Source organism: Arthrobacter sp. 9V, from assembly GCF_902506065.1.
In the GTDB taxonomy this organism is placed as follows: Bacteria; Actinomycetota; Actinomycetes; order Actinomycetales; family Micrococcaceae; genus Arthrobacter.
In genome coordinates this window covers 929741-946853 of the sequence record NZ_LR732912.1, presented here as the reverse complement: position 1 = coordinate 946853, position 17113 = coordinate 929741, and the positions used below count along the sequence as shown (strand labels likewise).

The window sequence follows — 17113 nt, the reverse complement described above, 5'->3', positions numbered from 1 at the left end:
GGCGATCGCCCCGAGTGCCTCATGCAGTGAGGTCCCGGTGCCTGAGCAGGTAGCAGGCGAGCGCTGCTCCGGCCAGTGCAACACCGGTCATGGTGAACGAAGCTACGGGGTTGAACGCTTCAACAGGCATCGCGGATGAGTGGCGGAACGGACTCAGGTCCTGCAGCCAGACCGGCAGTCGCATGAGCTCCCCGAACTGTCCCAGAACCAGCCCCACGGCCAGGAACCCCCACCCGACGGCGATACTCACCCGCGGAACGGTTGCGAACGCCACCGCAGTCACCGCCACGAACACGACGGCGGCCGGTACGTGCGCCAGCGCGGCGCCAACCAGCAGGCCAGGAGGGCCGCTTTCAACACCCGAGAGGGCCAGCCCAACGGTTGCTGCGGAGCCGGCCACCACAGCGACGATCACTGCAGAAGCTGTGGCGAGGACAAGGTTCGCGGCGAGCCAGCGCGACGGGGAATGTGGTGTGGCAAGGAGCAGTTCGGCCCGGCCCTCGGCTTCTTCTGCGCGTAACCTCAGCACAACCTGGATGCCTGCTGCCGCCGCAATCACCCCACCCAGGCCCAGCAGCGCGGTGGTGAAGACATCGATGAGTTCTCCGCTGCCTCCAGGCACCAACCGGAGAATCAGCTCACGGAGCGACTGGTTGCCCCCGATCACTTTGGTGACCACGGGTCCCAGGCCCCCGGCAATACTGCCGAGCAAGGATGCGAAGACGCACCAACCCAGCAGGATGAACCGCTGTTGGCGCAGCGCCAACCCCAGGAGGGATAAGCCCCCGACGGCGGCCCTGTCCCGTCCCGCACGATCGGCCAGCAGGCTTTCGCCCAAGTACCTCCTGCTCCTCAGCGCTACCACGGCTACTCCCAGAACCACACTGAAGACGGTGAGGACCAGCAACGGTATGGGGTCGGCCACGGAGAACGGCCGTGACTGTTGGCCCCAGCCGATGGGCGAGAGCCACGAAAACCAGCCACTGCTCACCTGGGTTAAATCAGCGGACGGAGTACCAAAAGCGTCCCCGATGCCCCGCGTAAAGTACGCGGCACCCACCAATGCGGCGGCCGCACCGTTGGCTGCCCGGCCCGACGGCATGATCTGCGCGGCCACTGCACTGATGGCTACAAAGAACACACCAACAGCTCCCACTGCGGCGCCGGCTGTGAAAGCCCCGGCCACGGGCAGGCCCGCAGCAAGGAAACCCACTGCCATGCATAAGGCCAGCATTAGATTCGCTATGGTGCCCAGGACAAGAGTGGCCGTCAGCGGTGCGGTCCGGCGAACCGGTGTGGAACCAATCAGTTCCGCCCGGCCGAGTTCTTCATCCGTCCGAGTGTGCCGGACCACCAGAAACGTGCTCATCAACCCGGCAAGGACAGCAATGAACGAATAGCCCTGAAAGAAGACCACCGCCCCAATTCCAGTCCCGTCAGGGAGACCACGAATGAAGAGGAACGCCGGACTCGCCGCGGCCACTGTGATAATCGCCGCGCGGGAGGCTTGGTCTCCGAACTCCGTGGCCACCGCGTTGGCAATGATGAAGCCCAAAAAGGCGATCCCCAGAATCCAGACCGGCAACAGCACCCGTTCCCTTCGCGCCTGAGCCAGGAGCAGGGCCACCACGCCGGACATCAGCGCGCCCTGCTATTCACGGTGGTGTCATGGCTGTAGTGGCTCAGGAACAGGGACTCCAGTGACGGCGGGGAAACCGTCAAACCCGTGATACCGGCCGCAGCGGCTGCCTCCAACACCGGCGCAAGATCGGCAGGGTCCACATCGAACTCAACAACATCTCCCGCTGAGACCACATCGTGCACGCCCGGCACCCCAGCCAGCAACGCGCCGTCGGACGCTTGAATCCTGAAATGGGTGAGCTTCAGGTGGCGCAACTCTGCAAGTGTCCCTGATTCCACGGCGCGTCCGGCGCGGATAATGGTCACCCTTTCGCACAGCTGTTCAACCTCGCTGAGGATGTGGCTGGAAAGCAGCACCGTGGCACCGTTGGCGGCCACGCGCTGAACATGACGGCGGAACACCGACTCCATGACAGGATCCAAGCCCGCGCTGGGTTCATCCAGCAGATATAGGCGGGCCGGGCGCGCGAAGGCTGCGATCAGTGCCACTTTCTGGCGGTTTCCCTTGGAATACGTCCTCGCCTTACGCCGCGGATCCAACTCGAATTCCTCGATCAATGCACGTCGCAGAGCTTCGTCCACACCACCGCGCAATCCTGTCAGAAGATCGATGATCTCCCCTCCGGAGAGGTTCGGCCACAGGCTGACATCGCCGGGAACGTAAGCGACGTCCCGGTGCGCGCGGACCGGGTCCTTCCAGGGATCCAAACCGAAAACCCGTGCCGTTCCGGACGTTGGGCGCATCAGTCCCAAAAGAATGCGCAAGGTGGTGGATTTGCCGGCCCCGTTGGGCCCCAGGAAACCGTGGACTTCGCCCGGACGGACAGACAGGTTCAGCCCGTCCAGCGCACGTGTCCTGCCGAAGGTTTTGCCCAGCTGCACTGCTTTGATGACAGGTTCTGGTGATGAAGGCATAGCGGATCCTGTCCCTCGGTCCAACAACCAAGGCGGACGCCAAGGCCGTTCCGCGGGCAAAACAGCCAGCGGGCCGACCAGGCTTCCCGGCTCTCCGAATCACAGCCTACGTCCGCGCAGGACGCCCGGGAAGAGGCATTGCAGATCAAGCCCTTTTCAGAAAGAGTGTCGAAGCAAGGCCATCACATTGGTATCACCTCCAAAGCGCGTCAACCAGAGAGGAACACATGCCTGAATATGCAGTGCTTATCTACGCTAATGACTCCTTGCATGCGCCCAGCGCCACGAAAGAGGAGCTCAAGGAATGCGACGAGCACTTTGACTCCCTCGTGGCCACAGAACGCATGCGAATCGCTTACGCCCTGACTCCCCGGGAGCATGCGCGCACTATTCGCATAGCCGGCACCGCAGTGGGCCCTTACGCCGCCGACGGTGACGTGGTGGCTGGCTTCTACATTCTCCACGCGACAGACATAGATGAGGCGCTGGAAATGGCCAGCAAGGACCCTTCCATCCTCACCGGCGGTGGGGTGGAAATCCGACCTGTGCACAGTGGCGGCGTCATCTTCGGACGCGGGACCACAGACTAGGACGGCACCTCAGAGTGGGGATCATTGAGGGGCCGCATGTTAGGGCGGCGGGGCCGGACAACTGTATTTGGGTACCTTGCCCGGCCCCGGCCCCGCGGTTCGTGCAACCGCCAACTATTGGGGGTTTATTGGTGGTCGTTCCTGAGCCGCTGTGACTAGTAAAGTCCCTTGGGTACTCTCTGAGCACGAGTAGCGGGTACTCGTCTTTCAGGCCCAACCGAGAGCCTACTACTTGCTGCTGGAAGCTATTTTCCTTGAATTTTTGCGGGGCTCAGCCGATGATGGGGCGTTCTTCGGGCAGTTGGAACAGCCGTGGCCGGGATGCCAATGCGATGGCCGAGGCAACCGTGATGGTCCCAATTCGCCCTGTGAACATCAGGGCCATCAACACCCACTCAGCGGTGGGAGGAAGGTTGTACGTAATCCCTGTACTCAGGCCTACTGTTCCGAACGCGGAGATGGTTTCGAACAGCACTTTCTCCAAGCTGTAGTCCGTGGACATGAGGAGTAGCAGTGTCCCAAGGATGACTGCTCCCACGCCCAGCAGGGCAACTGTGAGTGCTTGGCGTTGCGTGGAGGAACTGATGGAGCGGTGTGCGATGGTTACTTGCTCGCGGCCACGGATTTCGTTCCAAATAGCAAAACCCAGAACCAGGAAGGTGGTGATTTTGATACCGCCTGCCGTTCCTGCACTGCCGCCGCCAATGAACATCAAAATGTTGGTGATCATCAGGGTTTCCGGTGTGGCGGCGCCGTAGTCGATGCTGTTGAATCCTGCCGTCCTGGGAAACACTCCCCCGCCAAGTGAACCCAGGATCTTCCCGCCCAAGCTCAGGTGCCCGAGTGTCTCCGGACGGTTCCATTCGAACGCCGCGAAGAGAACAATGCCTGCAACGAACAGCAGCAGATAGCCATAAACGGTCAGGCGAAGATGAATGGTCCAGTTCTTGAACCTAAAGGGGTTTCTGACCAATTGGATGATCACGGGGAAACCAAGGCCTCCGGCAATGATGGCCGCGCAAATGGGAACGATGATCCAAGGGTCTTCCGCGAAACTGATCAGGTTATCGCTGTAAAGGGCAAAGCCTGCATTGTTGAAAGCGGAGACGGCGTGGAAAATGCCATGCCACAGAGCTGTGCCGAGGTCAGGGTCGTAGGCAATCCAGAAGCGTGCCGTCAGGAGCAGCGCCGTGATGGACTCAAACACCGCCATGATCTTCACAACCCGGAACAGAACGGACTTCACGTCCCCGAAGTTTAAAGTGTGGGTTTCCGACTGTGCCACGAGCTGGCCCCGCAAGCCGATGGTCTTGCGCACAAACAAAGCCAGCAGACTTGCCAGGGACATGATCCCGAAACCACCCACCTGGATGAGCGCCAGGATCACCACCTGCCCGAACGGGGTCCAGAAAGTGGCAGTATCCACCGTGATCAGGCCGGTGACGCAGACTGAGGAGACCGCGGTAAAGAACGCAGTGGTGACCATGTCATCGTCTTGGCCTACCCGGGAGACGGGCAGCATCAAAATCCCTGCACCAACAATGATGACGGCCAAGAACGCCAGCGGCACCGAACGGACCGGATGCAGCAAGGACGCTTTCAGGCGTTCTCCCTCGCGGCCAAGAGCCTCCAGCATGGGATTACCGCGAACGATGGAACGCTCGCCAATGGGCAGTCTTTCAGGAGCGCGCGTCATGAGGCACGCTCGCGAGGATGTTTGAACACTGGATCCCTTTCCGGGCAGACCTTCAGCATCACAACCCGTGCCGAAAATAGCACCGATCATGAACCAAGTGGCCGGAAACGGAGATTTCTTGACGAATCCTTAACGCCGGGGCGAAACGCCTACGCTGCCGCCGCCGTCGTTATTGTCCGGCCTTTTCGGCAGCGGCCTTCAGATCCGCTGCAAACTGGGTAAAGCTTGCGTCGAAGGACGGGATTTTTGATGCGAAGAGCGGGAAGACGGGACCGCCGATTTTCTCCACCATCTCAAAGATGGACCGGCCATCATTGGTCTCCGTAATGGTGTACGTCCGGGTTCCCAGGGCGTCACCCCAAGCGAGCTTAGTGGGCGCCTGAAACTCTTTGACCTTGAGTTTGAAAGTGCGGTTGGAATCCAAGGTGGAAACCAGCTCGATCTTGGAGCTTGGAGCGATCTCCCCGTTCACCGAAACGACCGTGGAGTTCCAGGTGGGGTAGCCTTTGGCATCGGTGAGGAGCCGCCAGATAGTGGACGGAGGCGCATCGATAGTGGTGGCAACCCGCGTCTCCCGGCTGAATGTCTTACTCATGGTGGTAGCAGTACCTTGGGGTGTTTCAGACATTTCCGTCTCCTTTAGCGCGCGAAAAGCGCTGTTGCTTTTGATGCTACAGCGGCGCTGCTAAATTGAAAGCCATGAATTGGGGGATCAAGAAATTGTGCGCTGTGATCACTAGCGGCGCATTGCTAGCCGGCTTTGGCGTCGGTTGTGCCGGCCCGCAGCCGGGCTCATCAGTTGCTCCCAGCCCGGTTTGCGAGCCCACACGTCCCTTGGCACCCAAGGACGGAATTCTTGCAGGCGTGAATCTGGACTGGGAGCACGAGACGCTGGAGCAATACGCGTCCAACCTCGGTAAGCGGCCTGCAGTAACCGTCACCTTCACCGACTTTCCCATGTCAGATACCGACACAAAGAACGTTGACGCAGCGTTCGAACAGATCCGTGCCAATGGTGGATCGATGCTCCTCACCCTGGAGCCCAAACAGGGGTTGGCGGCAGTGACGTCGGAGAAAGCAGACGAACTGGCATCTACCTTGGCCCGTTTCAACAACGCAGGCGTTTCGGTGATCGTCAGGTTCGCCCACGAGATGAACGGCTCTTGGTACGCCTGGGGCCAGCAACCGGCAGAGTACGTTGCTGCTTATCAGCGCGTGGCTGGAGCGGTCCACTCCAAGGCCACCGGCAGCGCAATGATGTGGGCACCGAACTACGGCGGCGGTTATCCGTTCAGCGGCGGCCAGTATGAGGCCGTAGCCGGAACCCCCGACTTCGCAACCCTGGACACGGACAAAGACGGGGCAATTACGGGAGCCGACGATCCATACGCACCCTACTACCCCGGCGATGAAGCAGTGGACTGGGTTGGCATGTCCCTCTACCACTGGGGCAACACCTACCCGTGGGGCGCAAACGTCATCCCCGAGCCAGGGAAGTTCATTCAACAGCTCACGGGAACCTACAACGGCGCCGGCGGAAACGACCTAGCCGTCCCTGACTTCTACACGGACTACGGCGTGGCCCGGAACAAACCGGTCGCCATCCCCGAAACTGCAGCTCTTACAGTCGCGTCGGGCGAGGGCGCCGACATGTTGGCGATTAAGGGAGCATGGTGGGGGCAACTGTTCGATCCCGCCATCCCCAAGAACTACCCCGCCCTGAAAATGATCAACTGGTTCGAGTGGGACAAGAACGAGGTTGAGGTCAAAGCCACCGTGGACTGGACAGCAACCAAGGACCCGCAGGTCCGGGAGGCTTACACCGCAGCCCTCCCTGACTGGTTCACCTTCGCCGAGGCCCCCGCCCAGTGCTCACCTGCAGAGACGGATTAGGACCGAACGGCGGCGCCGGAGCCACCTTGCCTAGTCACTTACCGGGAACGCCACGCCCTCACCCACCACCCGAAGGCAGAGCTCTGTCCCGGGTTTGGTGATGGATGCGTTCCAGTGCCTGATGGTGATGACTTCTCCGCCGCCAGGGTAACGGTGGGCGTTGCCGGAACTGCCCCCATCAGGTGCAGAGTACGCACCCAGCTTGATGCGCACGGTGGTTTCGGGTCCGAAGTAGTCGGTGTCCACCACCACCCCACGGATGGGGCCGTCCGGGGCGATCCGGATTTGCTCCGGCCGCAGCATGAGCTGGACCTTGCCTTGCGTAGGCGGGCGCCTCACGGGAATGCCGCCCAGCGAGCAGGTGGCCAGGGAGCCCTCCATCCACGCATCCAGAATGACGGCCTCCCCCAGGAACTCAGCAGTGGCACGGTCCGCGGGACGAGTGTAAACGACGAACGGGTTGCCAATCTGGGCCAGTTGCCCGTCCCGCATGATGGCCACCTGGTCCGCGAAGGACAATGCCTCGGCTTGGTCGTGCGTAACCAGGATGGTGGTCACGCCTGCGTCGTTGAGAACCTTGGCTACGGCCCTTCGCGTCGCAACCCGAAGGCCGGCGTCGAGGGCTGAGAACGGCTCATCCAGCAGCATCAATTCGGGCTCGCGGGCCAGCGCCCTGGCCAAAGCAACCCTCTGCTGCTGACCGCCGGACAACTGGTGTGGCCTTCGCTTTGCCATGGACGCATCCAGCGAGACCATGGCAAGCAACTCCTCAACGCGTGCCCGCACGCCGCGACGACCGCCGTCGAGCGTTCCAACGTCCAAGCCGAAAGAGATGTTCTGGCCCACCGTAAGGTGGGGGAAAAGGGCGCCATCTTGGGCCACGTAGCCAACGTGCCGCTTATGCGCGGGGACCCAGACCCCGTTCCCCGCAACGCGGGTCCCGTTGAGGCTGATGGCGCCGCTTGATGGATCCTCGAACCCGGCGATGAGCCTGAGCAACGTGGTCTTGCCCGAGCCCGAAGGGCCCACAATGGCTGTAGTGCCGCCCTTCGAGACGGAGAGATCCACACCCCTCAACACCGTCTGCGAACCAAAATTTTTGGTGACGCCGGCTATGTCCAGGTGAGTGTCCGTTGTTGGTGCAACAGAGGGTGCCACGCGAGGCGCCGAGGTTCCCGGGGAGGAATGAGTAGTCACTGTCCGGCCACTTTCTTGGACTGTTGGAAAAGGAGGTAGGTCATGGGGGCCGAGAGCAGGATCATCAGCAGCGCGTAGGGTGCCGCGCCTGTGTAGTCGATTTCGCTGCTCTTGCTCCAAAACTCTGTTGCCAGCGTCCGGGTGCCATTAGGTGAGAGCAGGAGCGTGGCCGTGAGTTCGTTGACGATAGCGAGGAAAACCAGGGCCGCTCCCCCGGCCGCCGCGGGCGCGGTGAGCCGCAACGTAACTCTGAAGAAGGAGACCAGCGGAGCTTTACCGAGGGACTGGGCAGCCTCATCCAGCTCCTTGGGCGCCTGGGCCAGGCCGGAACGGAGGTTGACCAGTGCGCGAGGCACGAAAAGAAGTACGTACGCAGCGATCAGGACGCCCGCGGTTTGGTAGACCCCTGGAATGGCGCGGATGCTCACTGTAACGAAGGCAAGGCCCACCACAATCCCGGGCATGGAACTGGTGACGTAATTGGAGAGCTCAAGCAGTTTACTGAACCAGCTGGGATGCCGGACGGCCAAGTAGGCCATGGGAAAGGCCACCACGGTAGTGACTGCAGCGCCCACTGCCCCGTACATGAGGGTTTGCAGGAGCGCCGGCACAAATTCGTCGGCTGCCCAGACTTCCGGGCCTCCTGCCAGGGTCCAGCGAAGAACAAACCAAACCGGCAGTCCGAATGCCAGGAGCGTCAGAGCCAACACCCCCAGCTGAGCCGGCACCTGGTAGCGGCCGAGCGGAATCCGGGTGGCTTTCGCCTGGGCCCCGGAACCTATGCGGGCGTAGCGGGCAGTGCCGCGGCTCTTCACCTCGGCGAGCAACAGGATCAAGCACAGGAACACCAGAACGCTGGCCAGCATATTGCCTGCCGTGCCGTTGAACGTTGATTGGAACTGAACCATGATGGCGGTGGTGAAGGTATCAAAGCGGATCATGGCGAACGCACCGTACTCCGCCAACAGGTGCAGGGCCACCAGCAAAGCGCCGCCGGACATTGCGATGCGAAGCTGCGGCAGCACTACGCGGAAAAACACAGCCCACGGGCCAAGACCCATCGAGGCAGCGGATTGCTCGATCGCCGGGTCCAGCCTGCCCAGAGTTGCAGCGGCCGGAATGTAGACCAGCGGGAAGTAGGACAACGTGGCGATCAGCACCCCGGACCAGATTCCCTCCAAAGAAGGAACCGCGGACACCCACGAGTAGCTGTTCACGAACGCGGGGATTGCCAAGGGCGCTGCCAGCGCGACGGCCCACCAGCGGTGCCCCCGGAGGCTGGTTCGCTCCACCAGCCAGGCGCCACCGACGCCCAGAATGAGGCACAGAGGAACCGTCAGAACCATCAACAAGATGGTATTCACCAGCAGCTCACCCACGCGGGGCCGGACAATAAGTTCGACGGCGGTGTCCCAGCCTGTCGCTGCTGTCATAAAGACGACATAGCCCAAAGGCACCAACGAAAACAGTGCAATCAGCACTGCCAGCAAGGACACAGTGGAAACGCCGAAAGGCGGGCGGGGACGTTTGCCCCCACCCGCCGTCGTCGTGCTTTCCGGACTCTGCGAGCCGGGAGCCGAAAGGCGAACAGTCACGGTATTACAGCAGTCCTGCCTTGGTCATCAGCTCGGTGACCTTGGTGGAATTCAGCTTGGCCGGATCAACCGTAGGTGCCTGCAGTTCCTTGATGGGAACAAGCTTTTGGTTGGCCTCAACCTGGGATGCGATTGCGTACTCAAACGAGGTCCCCGTCTTGAGGATCTCCTGGCCTTGCTTGCCCGTGATGAACTTCAGGAAGGCCTGGGCGTCGGCTGCCTTCTTGGAAGACTTCAGAACTCCGCCACCGGAGATGGAGAGAAATGCTCCAGGATCCTGGTTCTTGAAGTAGTACGGGGTGACGTTCTTGGAGTTCTCGCCGGTCTTGGCCTGATCGCCATAGTAGTAGTAGTGGTAGATCAGCGCAGCGTCTACTTCGCCGGCGTTGACGGCCTTCATGGCAGTGCTGTTGCCCTTGTAGGCCTTGAAGTTTTCCTTCATGCCCTTGAGCCAAGCCTCAGTGGCTTCCTCGCCCTTGAGTTCGAGCAAAGCGGCAACGATTGCCTGGTAGTCGGCGCCCGTGGGCGAAGCCGCCCATTTGCCCTTCCACTCAGGATTGGCAAGATCAAGCATGGACTTGGGGAGCTTGTCTTCGCTGATCTTGTTCTTGTCATAAACCAAAACCGTGGAGCGGGCAGCAATGCCGGTCCACTTGCCCGTGGAGGGACGGAACTCAGCCGGGACCTGATCAATGGTGGCCTTGTCCACGTCAGCGAAGAGGCCGGCGTTTTCAACCTGCGCCATTGCAGGTGAATTCTCCGTAAGGAAAACGTCAGCCGGGGAAGCTGCGCCCTCTTGGACGATCTGGTTGGACATTTCGGTGTCCGAGCCCTGGCGAAGGGTGACCTTGATGCCGGTCTCCTTGGTGAAGGCGTCGATCCATTCCTTGGTCAGGCTCTCATGCTGGGCGTTGTACACCGTGATGCCATCGCCTGAAGCAGCGGATTCGGACGCGGCAGGGGCGGTGCCTGCGTTGGAGCCACAGGCCGCGAGGCCCAGGGTTGCGGTGGCGGCGAGTGCGATTCCGGCCAGCGCGTTCTTGCGGAACTTCATGGGGGCTACTTTCTTGGGGAAGATGCGAAAGGTTGGGGACTTTCTCCTCCTAAAACTTTAGGTTAGCCATGCCTAAGCTCCAACCCGGCATGGCTGCACAGACCCCGCTCAAGAACTTTGTTACGAAGAAGCAGCGTCAGTTTCCCGCCGTTGAGGAAGAAAAAGTGGTGGCTGGACAGTGCCTGCGTCGCTTCCGCAGCCGGCACAGCAACCAGTGTCACCAGTGGTGGATTTCCCTGCCGTGCTGACAGACGGGCTCTGCTGCGGGTGGAGTTCCTGGGCAGGTGTGCAGCAGTCGTCACCATCATGCGTGAGGTTGGCCACTTTGCCGGGCACGGCGCAGCAGACATCGCCCTTCCATGCTTCGATGCCTTCGCGGACAGCAATAGCAGCGATCACCAGGGCAGCCCCGGAATCGGCCCACCACCATCCCAGGGTGCTGTTCAGCACCAGGCCAAGGAGAAGGACGGCGGAAAGATACGTGCAGAGCAATGTTTGCTTCGAATCGGCGACAGCGGTTTTTGAGCCGAGCTCCCGTCCGGCACGACGCTGAGCCCACGACAGGAGCGGCATGATGGCCAAGCTCAGGGCGGCAATCACAATACCCGCGGTGGAATGCCGGGGCTCTCCCCCGCCGGTAAGGGAGCGAATAGCGTCGACGGCGACGAACGCTGCGAGGGCGAAAAAGGATATGGCGATGATTCGAAGGGTCAGGTGCTCACGACGTTCCGGGTCCTTCGCCGAGAACTGCCAGGACAGGGCAAGGGCGGAGGTCACCTCGATGACCGAATCCAGCCCAAAGCCGATCAAGGCAGAGGAATCTGCGACGCCACCGGCCCACAAGGCAACCACAGCTTCGATGACGTTGTAAGTGATGGTCGCAGCTGCGAACAGCCGGATACGTCGCGTGAGAACAAGACGGCGATCCGACGTTACGGAGGTGACGGTGGTGCTCATGCCAGGCACGTCCCGTCCGGCGCGCAGCAGTCCGGATCCACGGCCAGGACCACACCGATCAGGTCCTTGATGGCATGACCAAGCCGGGCGTCAGCTCCCATGAATTCACGCATTCTGTACCTTTCCTGTTCACCACTTGGCGTCAGGGAAGTTCTCCGGGGTGATCTCCGGCCCTGCTTCCGGGTGATCGAAGAAATACTGCCTGGCTTCATCGTCACCCACGGAAGTCCGAGGTTTCGGTAGGCCTTTGAGCCTGCGCGCCTTCCGTGCTTTCCACTCATTCCTGGCCGCTTTGAACCCTATATAAGGAGCTGCAGCGAATAGCGCGGTACAGACCAAGCCGAAAATCATTACGATCCAGTTCAAGCTGACTACGGCCGCGATGAGCACGACGAGGCTGAGCACCGCGGCCGGAATCATGATGATTGCAAGGATGAACTGCACCGTCCCTGAACGTACCGTGTAGTTGCCACCGCTGGGCAAGGAACCTCCCAGGCCCCATTCACCCCGGGTGTAGGCGTACATGCGATTGTCGCCGCCCCATGCGTAGTAGTAGGGGCGTTCCGACGGAAGGACAAACTCCGGTTTGCCGCTGGTAGTTCTTCCCCGGCCATGGTTCAACGTCATAGAGTAATTTCACCTTAAAACGGCATTCGCTGGATCATCCCTGAGCCTAACGGGAATGGCCTGCAGGTTTAGCGTTGCGTAAAGACCAAAGGCAGCTGGGTTAGACGCCAGCCGGGCGGATTTGCATCATCAGCCCAAACAGGTCCGGGAGACCATGCTCCTCAGTGATTTGGCCATCCGTGAATCGGTAGATGTTCATTGCCTGCGCTTCAATCGGCTTGCCGGTTGCAGCCACGCCGAGGAAGTCCCCCTGATGTGTGCCACGCAGGATGAAGCGTGCGGCTACCGTGTTTCCCTCAATGACGGTTTCCTCCAGTGACCACTGGACGTCCGGGAAAGCCTGTCGCATGATGCCAATGATTTGCAGGTAACCGCTAGGGCCTTGCACGGGCTCTGGCAGGAAAGGGACATGGAACGTGGCGGACGGTGAGATGATCTCCTCACCGATGTTCTGGTCGCCCGAGTTGATGAATTCAACAAAACGGTCCATGCGTGCACGGAGTTCTTCAGTCATTTTGCTTGTTTCCTTCACGTCTTGGTAGGTCAGTTTGAACGCTGGGCTACCGCCAACCGGCTGGCCTGCCGCAGCTTGCCCAGCAGTTCCATCAGTTCTTCAGCGTTCTGCTGATTCAGTACAGGTTTCAGCCGCAGTTCCAGCTCCGCGTCAACGGTCTTCCTGGCACGTTCCAGCAGCACACGCCCTTCCTCCGTCAACTCGATGAGCGAGGATCGACGATCGTCCGGGTTGTTTCTCCGGCGGCAGTATCCGGCCTTTTCTATCCGGTCGATGAGCTTGCTGGTGCCTCCGACGGAAATGGCAAGAGCCTTAGCCACGTCCAATACCCGGCACGTACCTAGGCGGCCCACCACTGCCATTGGTTCGAATCTGCTCATGGGGAGGCCGTGTTCTCTGCGCAAAGTGCTATCGAGCCCATCCCACAGCTCAGTTTCCAGCCGGGTTAATTCACTGAGAAGGGGGTACAGCAAGCGGGTTTCGATGCCCTTGTTCATATCGAGGAACTCTAGCACTTAGTTTCCATGGAACCTACTTCCAGGGAAGGTAGTGGGAGGCTACGGCCAGAAGTTCTGCGTGCTGGTTGCGGCCGCACTGAAGTTGCTGGCGTCAATCGCGATGGAACACTCCTCGATGCCGAGCCCTTTCCACTGCGCCAGCAGCCGCAGTTCACCGTCGGAAGGTAGGGGCCACAGCCACAGGTTTCCTGCGGCTGAGACTTCGTCGTCGCTGCCGCTTCCTCCGCCTCCGCGGAACGTCAGGGCCGGCGCTTCAGGCTGCTGATCGTGATTCATGGGAGCGCCCCACCCATGAATACCCGTCCTGGCACTGGTTCCATCCGGCAGCTCCACGCCGAACAGCAACTGCAGATCCGCGCTGGTTGGTCCCATCCCGGGACCGTGCTGGAAAACCGATGCGTGAAGGATGTTCCACTCTTGATCGCTCTCCTCACCCCGGCGGATGATCCACGCCAATTGGAACGAGCAACCAGTGGCGTATATATCTGCGCTCTTGACTGCCAGGACGCGCGTGGGACTGCGATATAAGAACTGCCCAATGTGCAACACCGTTGGCAACTCATCCTGCGGAGGGCCTCTTGTTTTCAGCTTTTCATCCAGCGTCTGGAATGATTGGAGGGATGCCGACATTCCGGCTGGGTTGCCCCGGAGGGGCATTTTTTATGGGGAACGATGGCACGAAAACTGTTCTGTGAGATCTCACCGCTGACGTACCGACTTGCTGTTCAACGAATGATTCTGACGCGGAAGCTGCGGGACCTGTTTTCTCCTATGACGTTCGCCAAGCGTCGGACAGGCGAACACCTGCCGGCAGTGGTCTACCGCCACAACTCCCTGATCCGCCGCAAGCTCGGGAACGTGGACTTACACCTGCAAGAGAATAAAGCGGTGAGTCTGGGAATCGCGGCCCCGTTGGTGGACTCTGTGGTTATTCGCCCGGGTGAGACTTTTTCGTTCTGGAAGCTCGTAGGGAGTTGCACTGAAGCGAAAGGCTACCGAGAAGGTTTGGTCATCAACCATGGCCGGGCCGATTCAGGCATTGGCGGCGGGCTGTGTCAGTTCACCAACCTCCTGCATTGGATGGTCTTGCACAGCGAGCTCACAGTAGTCGAGCACCACCACCATGGAGATCTGGACCTTTTTCCGGACTTTAACCGTCAAATTCCGTTTGGCTCAGGCACCTCAATCATCTATAACTACCTTGACTACAGAGTGCGCAACGACACTGACCAGTCCTTCCAATTCCTGGTCAGCACCAATGACGAATACCTGTGCGGTGAACTTCGTGCCGAACGCGTTCCCGAGGTCAAGTTCCACATCCGGGAAGAGGATGCCTACTTTTACGAATCCAAGGGACAGGTCTACCGCCATAACAGGGTCATGAGGCTAACCAGGGACAAGCGAACAGGCTTGGTCACATCCAAGGAACAGATCATCGAGAACAACGCCCTGGTGGTCTACGACCGAGCCCTGATCAATGCGCCGGTGCTGACTAGTCCCCCCGTAGCGACGGAAGAAGCCGGTGCAGCCACGGTGAACGCATAAATGAAGGCGTGCCGCGTTAGGACTTATCGCGTCGCGGAACCGGCTGGGGCGGGACGGCAGAGTCCGCCGCCGGTAGACAGAATCTCAACCCGTCGCCCCAGAAGCCTTCATTAGTGCAGTACAGGGGCACCTGTTCGCCGCCGACGTGAAGCGTGGGATTCCGCATGCGTTTGGATGATGAGTAGCTCAACTCCACCGCCCCGTCAGGTGATTTGCAGCTGTAGGCGCCGTTCCAAGGACTCACGTCTTCGCAGCTGTTGAGTTTCTTCGATTCACCATCCCGGTCCACGTACTCCCAGGTCCTGTCCCTCTTCTCGCCCACCTGAATAACGGAGTTTGGAACAGACCGGGCGTAATCGCGGGTAAATGGCCTTTCATCGCAACTAGCTGCCGTAAGCGTTAGCAAGGCAAGCAAGGCAAAGCCGATTATTCTTCCACGACGCATTGCGGTGTCCCCCATGGCACGTATGAACTAATGATCAGAGGGTATGTCTACCCTGCCGGTGGAACTCGGCTTAGGTGAGCCCCGTAGCTTTCGGAGCTGAGTAGCCCGGTACTCCTGAACGGACAGCGTGACTGCATATAGCGTGAATGCACCGCCGAAAGCAGTCAGGAACAGCGCACCCCACATGGGACTTTGTCCTTGCACCAGCGGCGCAAAGAAAAGCACTACGGAAAAAGCAGTAAGTATCCCGGCAACCACGGCGAGAATCCCCATACCCCACCACGTGCTGACCTGCGCCTGACCGCGGCCAGGCGCAAAGCCGATTTCGTCCGCGGGGTAGCTATGAAGTTCGCCGTTGCGAGTATTGAGCAGGACCCGCTTCTCCCCTGCTGCTACCGCGGCCTTGTGCTCGGCGTACACGGCGTCATTGCGCCGCTCACTCTCTGAATACATGGTCCGTTTCCTTACGAGTCAGTTGGCCCGGGTTCACCATGTGCTGGTGTTGGACGCAATCGTCCCTATCAGCAGCACCATAGGCAGCGCCGCCAGAATTGGTCCGGCGATCAGGATCCAACTTGTGCCCGGGTAACGCCGAAAGCCCCTGCCGTGCAGCTTACTGGCCCACAAAACAGCATAGACAATGCTGGCGAGCACGTACGGGATTGTCAGTAACAGTGCTCCCAGGCCTAGCCACACCATCGCTTGGAGAGCGCTTCGTCCGCCTGAGGTGTACATATCCGCTGATCCGGACGTTGACGTACCTACAAGTAGCAGCAGCAGGAGCACCAGAAGTCCGGCACCGAATAGCAGGACGGTCCGGAAGGTCCTTGCCCAGGCGGGCAACGGCTGTACCTGGACTTGTCCGGGCTGAGGCGGGAAATAGTGAGGAGGGTACGGATTCTGAGGTTCCACGGGGTTCTCTTCTTAGTGAGCAGCTTGGCGGGTTTCCTGGGACTGGCGGATGAAATGCTAGACGGGGTGAATGTGCACAATAATCACTTGCACTTCCTTTGAACCGTCATAGCGGAGATCGTAGGAAACCCTGAGGCCGGTTGACGTGCCCGGAGCCAATGAAAAGTCGCCTTCGTCCTCCTGCCGGCTGGACATGGATTCGATCCAGCCCTCCGCTGACTCGCCGGGAATTCCGTAGCGATCCACACCGTCGCGGATCAGGGCCGTAAAGTCCTCGAACGATTCAGCCTTGAGGAAGTACGTGACCTCCCGGAAGTCCGGCCCTTTGTTCATTCCGTTGAGCCGAAGACGGTCCGTCTTAGCGCTGATCAGAGCTGTGGGGGTTTCAATATTCAGCTCCATCAAGCCCTCCTTTATGAGGACGTCCGGTGCTTGGCTGGTTCCATCTTCCAAGCCGACGCTTTCCTTGCTCAGCTTCCCTGACGACATGTCAAAGCGCGCTGATTTTGTTTTCTTAATGTGCTCAATCCCCGCAGGATCCAAGCGCGAATAAGTGCCTGCGGATGATGTTGAGGGCGCTGTTGGCGTGGTGGCCGGAGAAGCTGCAGCGCAGCCAGCCAGCATCAGCGACGCGAGCAGGAAAATGGCAGTCAAGGCCTTCATACAAATCCCCCAAAGAGTATGTGCGGTCGAGTTAGTAAATCACTTGGCGGAGCAGCCAGTGAACTAGGCTCGGGAGAGTTAGAGGACGCCACCAGTACCGTCGCTAGGGGACGCATTTCGGTACGTTCCGCCGCTCCTATAGACCCTTCCTCGCTGGGATTGGAATGTCCCCCTGTGCGCGGGCTGCCGGGTTTTCATTGGCGGACGAAAAATACGCCAGACCACCAGAACGGCACATGCCAGTGGAACCGCAAAGACTACAGCCGCGATAATCATCGTTTCCATCAACGATCCGTCTCCCCCTTGCCCGACACTCGTCAGCCGTTACCAGTGTTAATGCACGTTGTCAGT

17 protein-coding genes and 1 pseudogene are annotated in these 17113 nt (G+C 60.1%); 3 read left to right on the top strand and 15 right to left on the bottom strand.

Features of this window, described 5'->3' with window-relative positions:
* Window positions 1–19 precede the first annotated feature (19 nt).
* Complete coding sequence (locus BACI9J_RS04460; protein ID WP_159733348.1) at window positions 20–1639, bottom strand: ABC transporter permease; 1620 nt, start codon at window positions 1637–1639, stop codon at window positions 20–22.
* Window positions 1639–2556: an ABC transporter ATP-binding protein gene (locus BACI9J_RS04455; protein WP_159733347.1), complete on the bottom strand. Its 918-nt coding sequence runs from the start codon at window positions 2554–2556 to the stop codon at window positions 1639–1641. Before BACI9J_RS04455 ends, BACI9J_RS04460 begins: the two co-directional genes overlap by 1 nt.
* 227 nt (window positions 2557–2783) lie before the next feature.
* On the opposite strand from BACI9J_RS04455, the gene BACI9J_RS04450 reads away from it, so the two are divergent.
* Window positions 2784–3146, top strand: a complete 363-nt coding sequence (locus tag BACI9J_RS04450; protein ID WP_159733346.1) for a YciI family protein — start codon at window positions 2784–2786, stop codon at window positions 3144–3146.
* A 271-nt stretch (window positions 3147–3417) separates the two neighbouring features.
* On the opposite strand, the gene BACI9J_RS04445 is transcribed toward BACI9J_RS04450, so the two are convergent.
* Complete coding sequence (locus BACI9J_RS04445; protein ID WP_159733345.1) at window positions 3418–4842, bottom strand: TrkH family potassium uptake protein; 1425 nt, start codon at window positions 4840–4842, stop codon at window positions 3418–3420.
* Between the two features lie 169 nt (window positions 4843–5011).
* Window positions 5012–5470 (bottom strand): SRPBCC domain-containing protein, encoded by a 459-nt coding sequence (locus tag BACI9J_RS04440; protein ID WP_159733344.1) that lies wholly within the window; start codon window positions 5468–5470, stop codon window positions 5012–5014.
* A gap of 206 nt (window positions 5471–5676) precedes the next feature.
* Here BACI9J_RS04440 and BACI9J_RS04435 point away from each other — a divergent pair, with 206 nt between their 5' ends.
* Complete coding sequence (locus BACI9J_RS04435) at window positions 5677–6735, top strand: glycoside hydrolase family 26 protein (RefSeq protein WP_236558416.1); 1059 nt, start codon at window positions 5677–5679, stop codon at window positions 6733–6735.
* 30 nt (window positions 6736–6765) lie between these two features.
* Here the strand turns inward: BACI9J_RS04435 and BACI9J_RS04430 are convergent, their stop codons facing one another.
* The 9 genes and pseudogenes from BACI9J_RS04430 to BACI9J_RS04390 all read right to left on the bottom strand — a co-directional run bounded on the left by BACI9J_RS04430 (window position 6766) and on the right by BACI9J_RS04390 (window position 13569).
* Complete coding sequence (locus tag BACI9J_RS04430) at window positions 6766–7932, bottom strand: ABC transporter ATP-binding protein (protein WP_236558414.1); 1167 nt, start codon at window positions 7930–7932, stop codon at window positions 6766–6768.
* Complete coding sequence (locus BACI9J_RS04425) at window positions 7929–9527, bottom strand: ABC transporter permease (RefSeq protein ID WP_201296506.1); 1599 nt, start codon at window positions 9525–9527, stop codon at window positions 7929–7931. Before BACI9J_RS04425 ends, BACI9J_RS04430 begins: the two co-directional genes overlap by 4 nt.
* 4 nt (window positions 9528–9531) lie before the next feature.
* The gene (locus BACI9J_RS04420) at window positions 9532–10581 is read right to left on the bottom strand and encodes an iron ABC transporter substrate-binding protein (protein WP_159733343.1); all 1050 of its coding nucleotides are present in this window, start codon (window positions 10579–10581) and stop codon (window positions 9532–9534) included.
* 120 nt (window positions 10582–10701) lie between these two features.
* On the bottom strand, window positions 10702–11538 hold the full coding sequence (locus tag BACI9J_RS04415; protein WP_159733342.1) for a cation diffusion facilitator family transporter: 837 nt from the start codon (window positions 11536–11538) through the stop codon (window positions 10702–10704).
* Window positions 11535–11633, bottom strand: a pseudogene (locus tag BACI9J_RS04410) (transcriptional regulator); the annotation flags it as partial. The gene BACI9J_RS04415 and the pseudogene BACI9J_RS04410, both read right to left, overlap by 4 nt.
* A gap of 34 nt (window positions 11634–11667) precedes the next feature.
* The gene (locus BACI9J_RS04405) at window positions 11668–12165 is read right to left on the bottom strand and encodes a hypothetical protein (protein WP_159733341.1); all 498 of its coding nucleotides are present in this window, start codon (window positions 12163–12165) and stop codon (window positions 11668–11670) included.
* 100 nt (window positions 12166–12265) lie between these two features.
* Window positions 12266–12679 (bottom strand): ester cyclase, encoded by a 414-nt coding sequence (locus BACI9J_RS04400; protein ID WP_159733340.1) that lies wholly within the window; start codon window positions 12677–12679, stop codon window positions 12266–12268.
* A 29-nt stretch (window positions 12680–12708) separates the two neighbouring features.
* The gene (locus tag BACI9J_RS04395; protein WP_201296505.1) at window positions 12709–13059 is read right to left on the bottom strand and encodes a MarR family transcriptional regulator; all 351 of its coding nucleotides are present in this window, start codon (window positions 13057–13059) and stop codon (window positions 12709–12711) included.
* Between the two features lie 177 nt (window positions 13060–13236).
* Window positions 13237–13569 carry a hypothetical protein gene (locus BACI9J_RS04390; protein ID WP_159733338.1) on the bottom strand — a complete coding sequence of 111 codons (333 nt, stop codon included), beginning with the start codon at window positions 13567–13569 and terminating at the stop codon, window positions 13237–13239.
* A gap of 300 nt (window positions 13570–13869) precedes the next feature.
* Here BACI9J_RS04390 and BACI9J_RS04385 point away from each other — a divergent pair, with 300 nt between their 5' ends.
* On the top strand, window positions 13870–14742 hold the full coding sequence (locus tag BACI9J_RS04385) for a VanW family protein (protein WP_159733337.1): 873 nt from the start codon (window positions 13870–13872) through the stop codon (window positions 14740–14742).
* Window positions 14743–15214: 472 nt separating this feature from the next.
* Here BACI9J_RS04385 and BACI9J_RS04380 read toward each other — a convergent pair whose 3' ends face one another.
* Together BACI9J_RS04380 and BACI9J_RS04375 are read right to left on the bottom strand one after the other, a co-directional pair.
* Window positions 15215–15640, bottom strand: a complete 426-nt coding sequence (locus BACI9J_RS04380) for a hypothetical protein (protein ID WP_159733336.1) — start codon at window positions 15638–15640, stop codon at window positions 15215–15217.
* Between the two features lie 516 nt (window positions 15641–16156).
* On the bottom strand, window positions 16157–16762 hold the full coding sequence (locus BACI9J_RS04375; protein WP_159733335.1) for a hypothetical protein: 606 nt from the start codon (window positions 16760–16762) through the stop codon (window positions 16157–16159).
* Window positions 16763–17113 lie beyond the last annotated feature (351 nt).

Excerpts from the sequence above, each read along its gene's own strand:
- BACI9J_RS04445 (WP_159733345.1), bottom strand. The coding sequence starts at position 4,842 with ATGACGCGCGCTCCTGAAAGACTGCCCATTGGCGAGCGTTCCATCGTT.
- BACI9J_RS04450 (WP_159733346.1), top strand. The coding sequence starts at position 2,784 with ATGCCTGAATATGCAGTGCTTATCTACGCTAATGACTCCTTGCATGCG.
- BACI9J_RS04380 (WP_159733336.1), bottom strand. The coding sequence starts at position 15,640 with ATGTATTCAGAGAGTGAGCGGCGCAATGACGCCGTGTACGCCGAGCAC.
- BACI9J_RS04395 (WP_201296505.1), bottom strand. The coding sequence starts at position 13,059 with ATGAGCAGATTCGAACCAATGGCAGTGGTGGGCCGCCTAGGTACGTGC.
- BACI9J_RS04385 (WP_159733337.1), top strand. The coding sequence starts at position 13,870 with ATGGCACGAAAACTGTTCTGTGAGATCTCACCGCTGACGTACCGACTT.
- BACI9J_RS04440 (WP_159733344.1), bottom strand. The coding sequence starts at position 5,470 with ATGTCTGAAACACCCCAAGGTACTGCTACCACCATGAGTAAGACATTC.
- BACI9J_RS04420 (WP_159733343.1), bottom strand. The coding sequence starts at position 10,581 with ATGAAGTTCCGCAAGAACGCGCTGGCCGGAATCGCACTCGCCGCCACC.
- BACI9J_RS04415 (WP_159733342.1), bottom strand. The coding sequence starts at position 11,538 with ATGAGCACCACCGTCACCTCCGTAACGTCGGATCGCCGTCTTGTTCTC.
- BACI9J_RS04400 (WP_159733340.1), bottom strand. The coding sequence starts at position 12,679 with ATGACTGAAGAACTCCGTGCACGCATGGACCGTTTTGTTGAATTCATC.
- BACI9J_RS04460 (WP_159733348.1), bottom strand. The coding sequence starts at position 1,639 with ATGTCCGGCGTGGTGGCCCTGCTCCTGGCTCAGGCGCGAAGGGAACGG.
- BACI9J_RS04405 (WP_159733341.1), bottom strand. The coding sequence starts at position 12,165 with ATGACGTTGAACCATGGCCGGGGAAGAACTACCAGCGGCAAACCGGAG.
- BACI9J_RS04390 (WP_159733338.1), bottom strand. The coding sequence starts at position 13,569 with ATGGGACCAACCAGCGCGGATCTGCAGTTGCTGTTCGGCGTGGAGCTG.
- BACI9J_RS04375 (WP_159733335.1), bottom strand. The coding sequence starts at position 16,762 with ATGAAGGCCTTGACTGCCATTTTCCTGCTCGCGTCGCTGATGCTGGCT.
- BACI9J_RS04455 (WP_159733347.1), bottom strand. The coding sequence starts at position 2,556 with ATGCCTTCATCACCAGAACCTGTCATCAAAGCAGTGCAGCTGGGCAAA.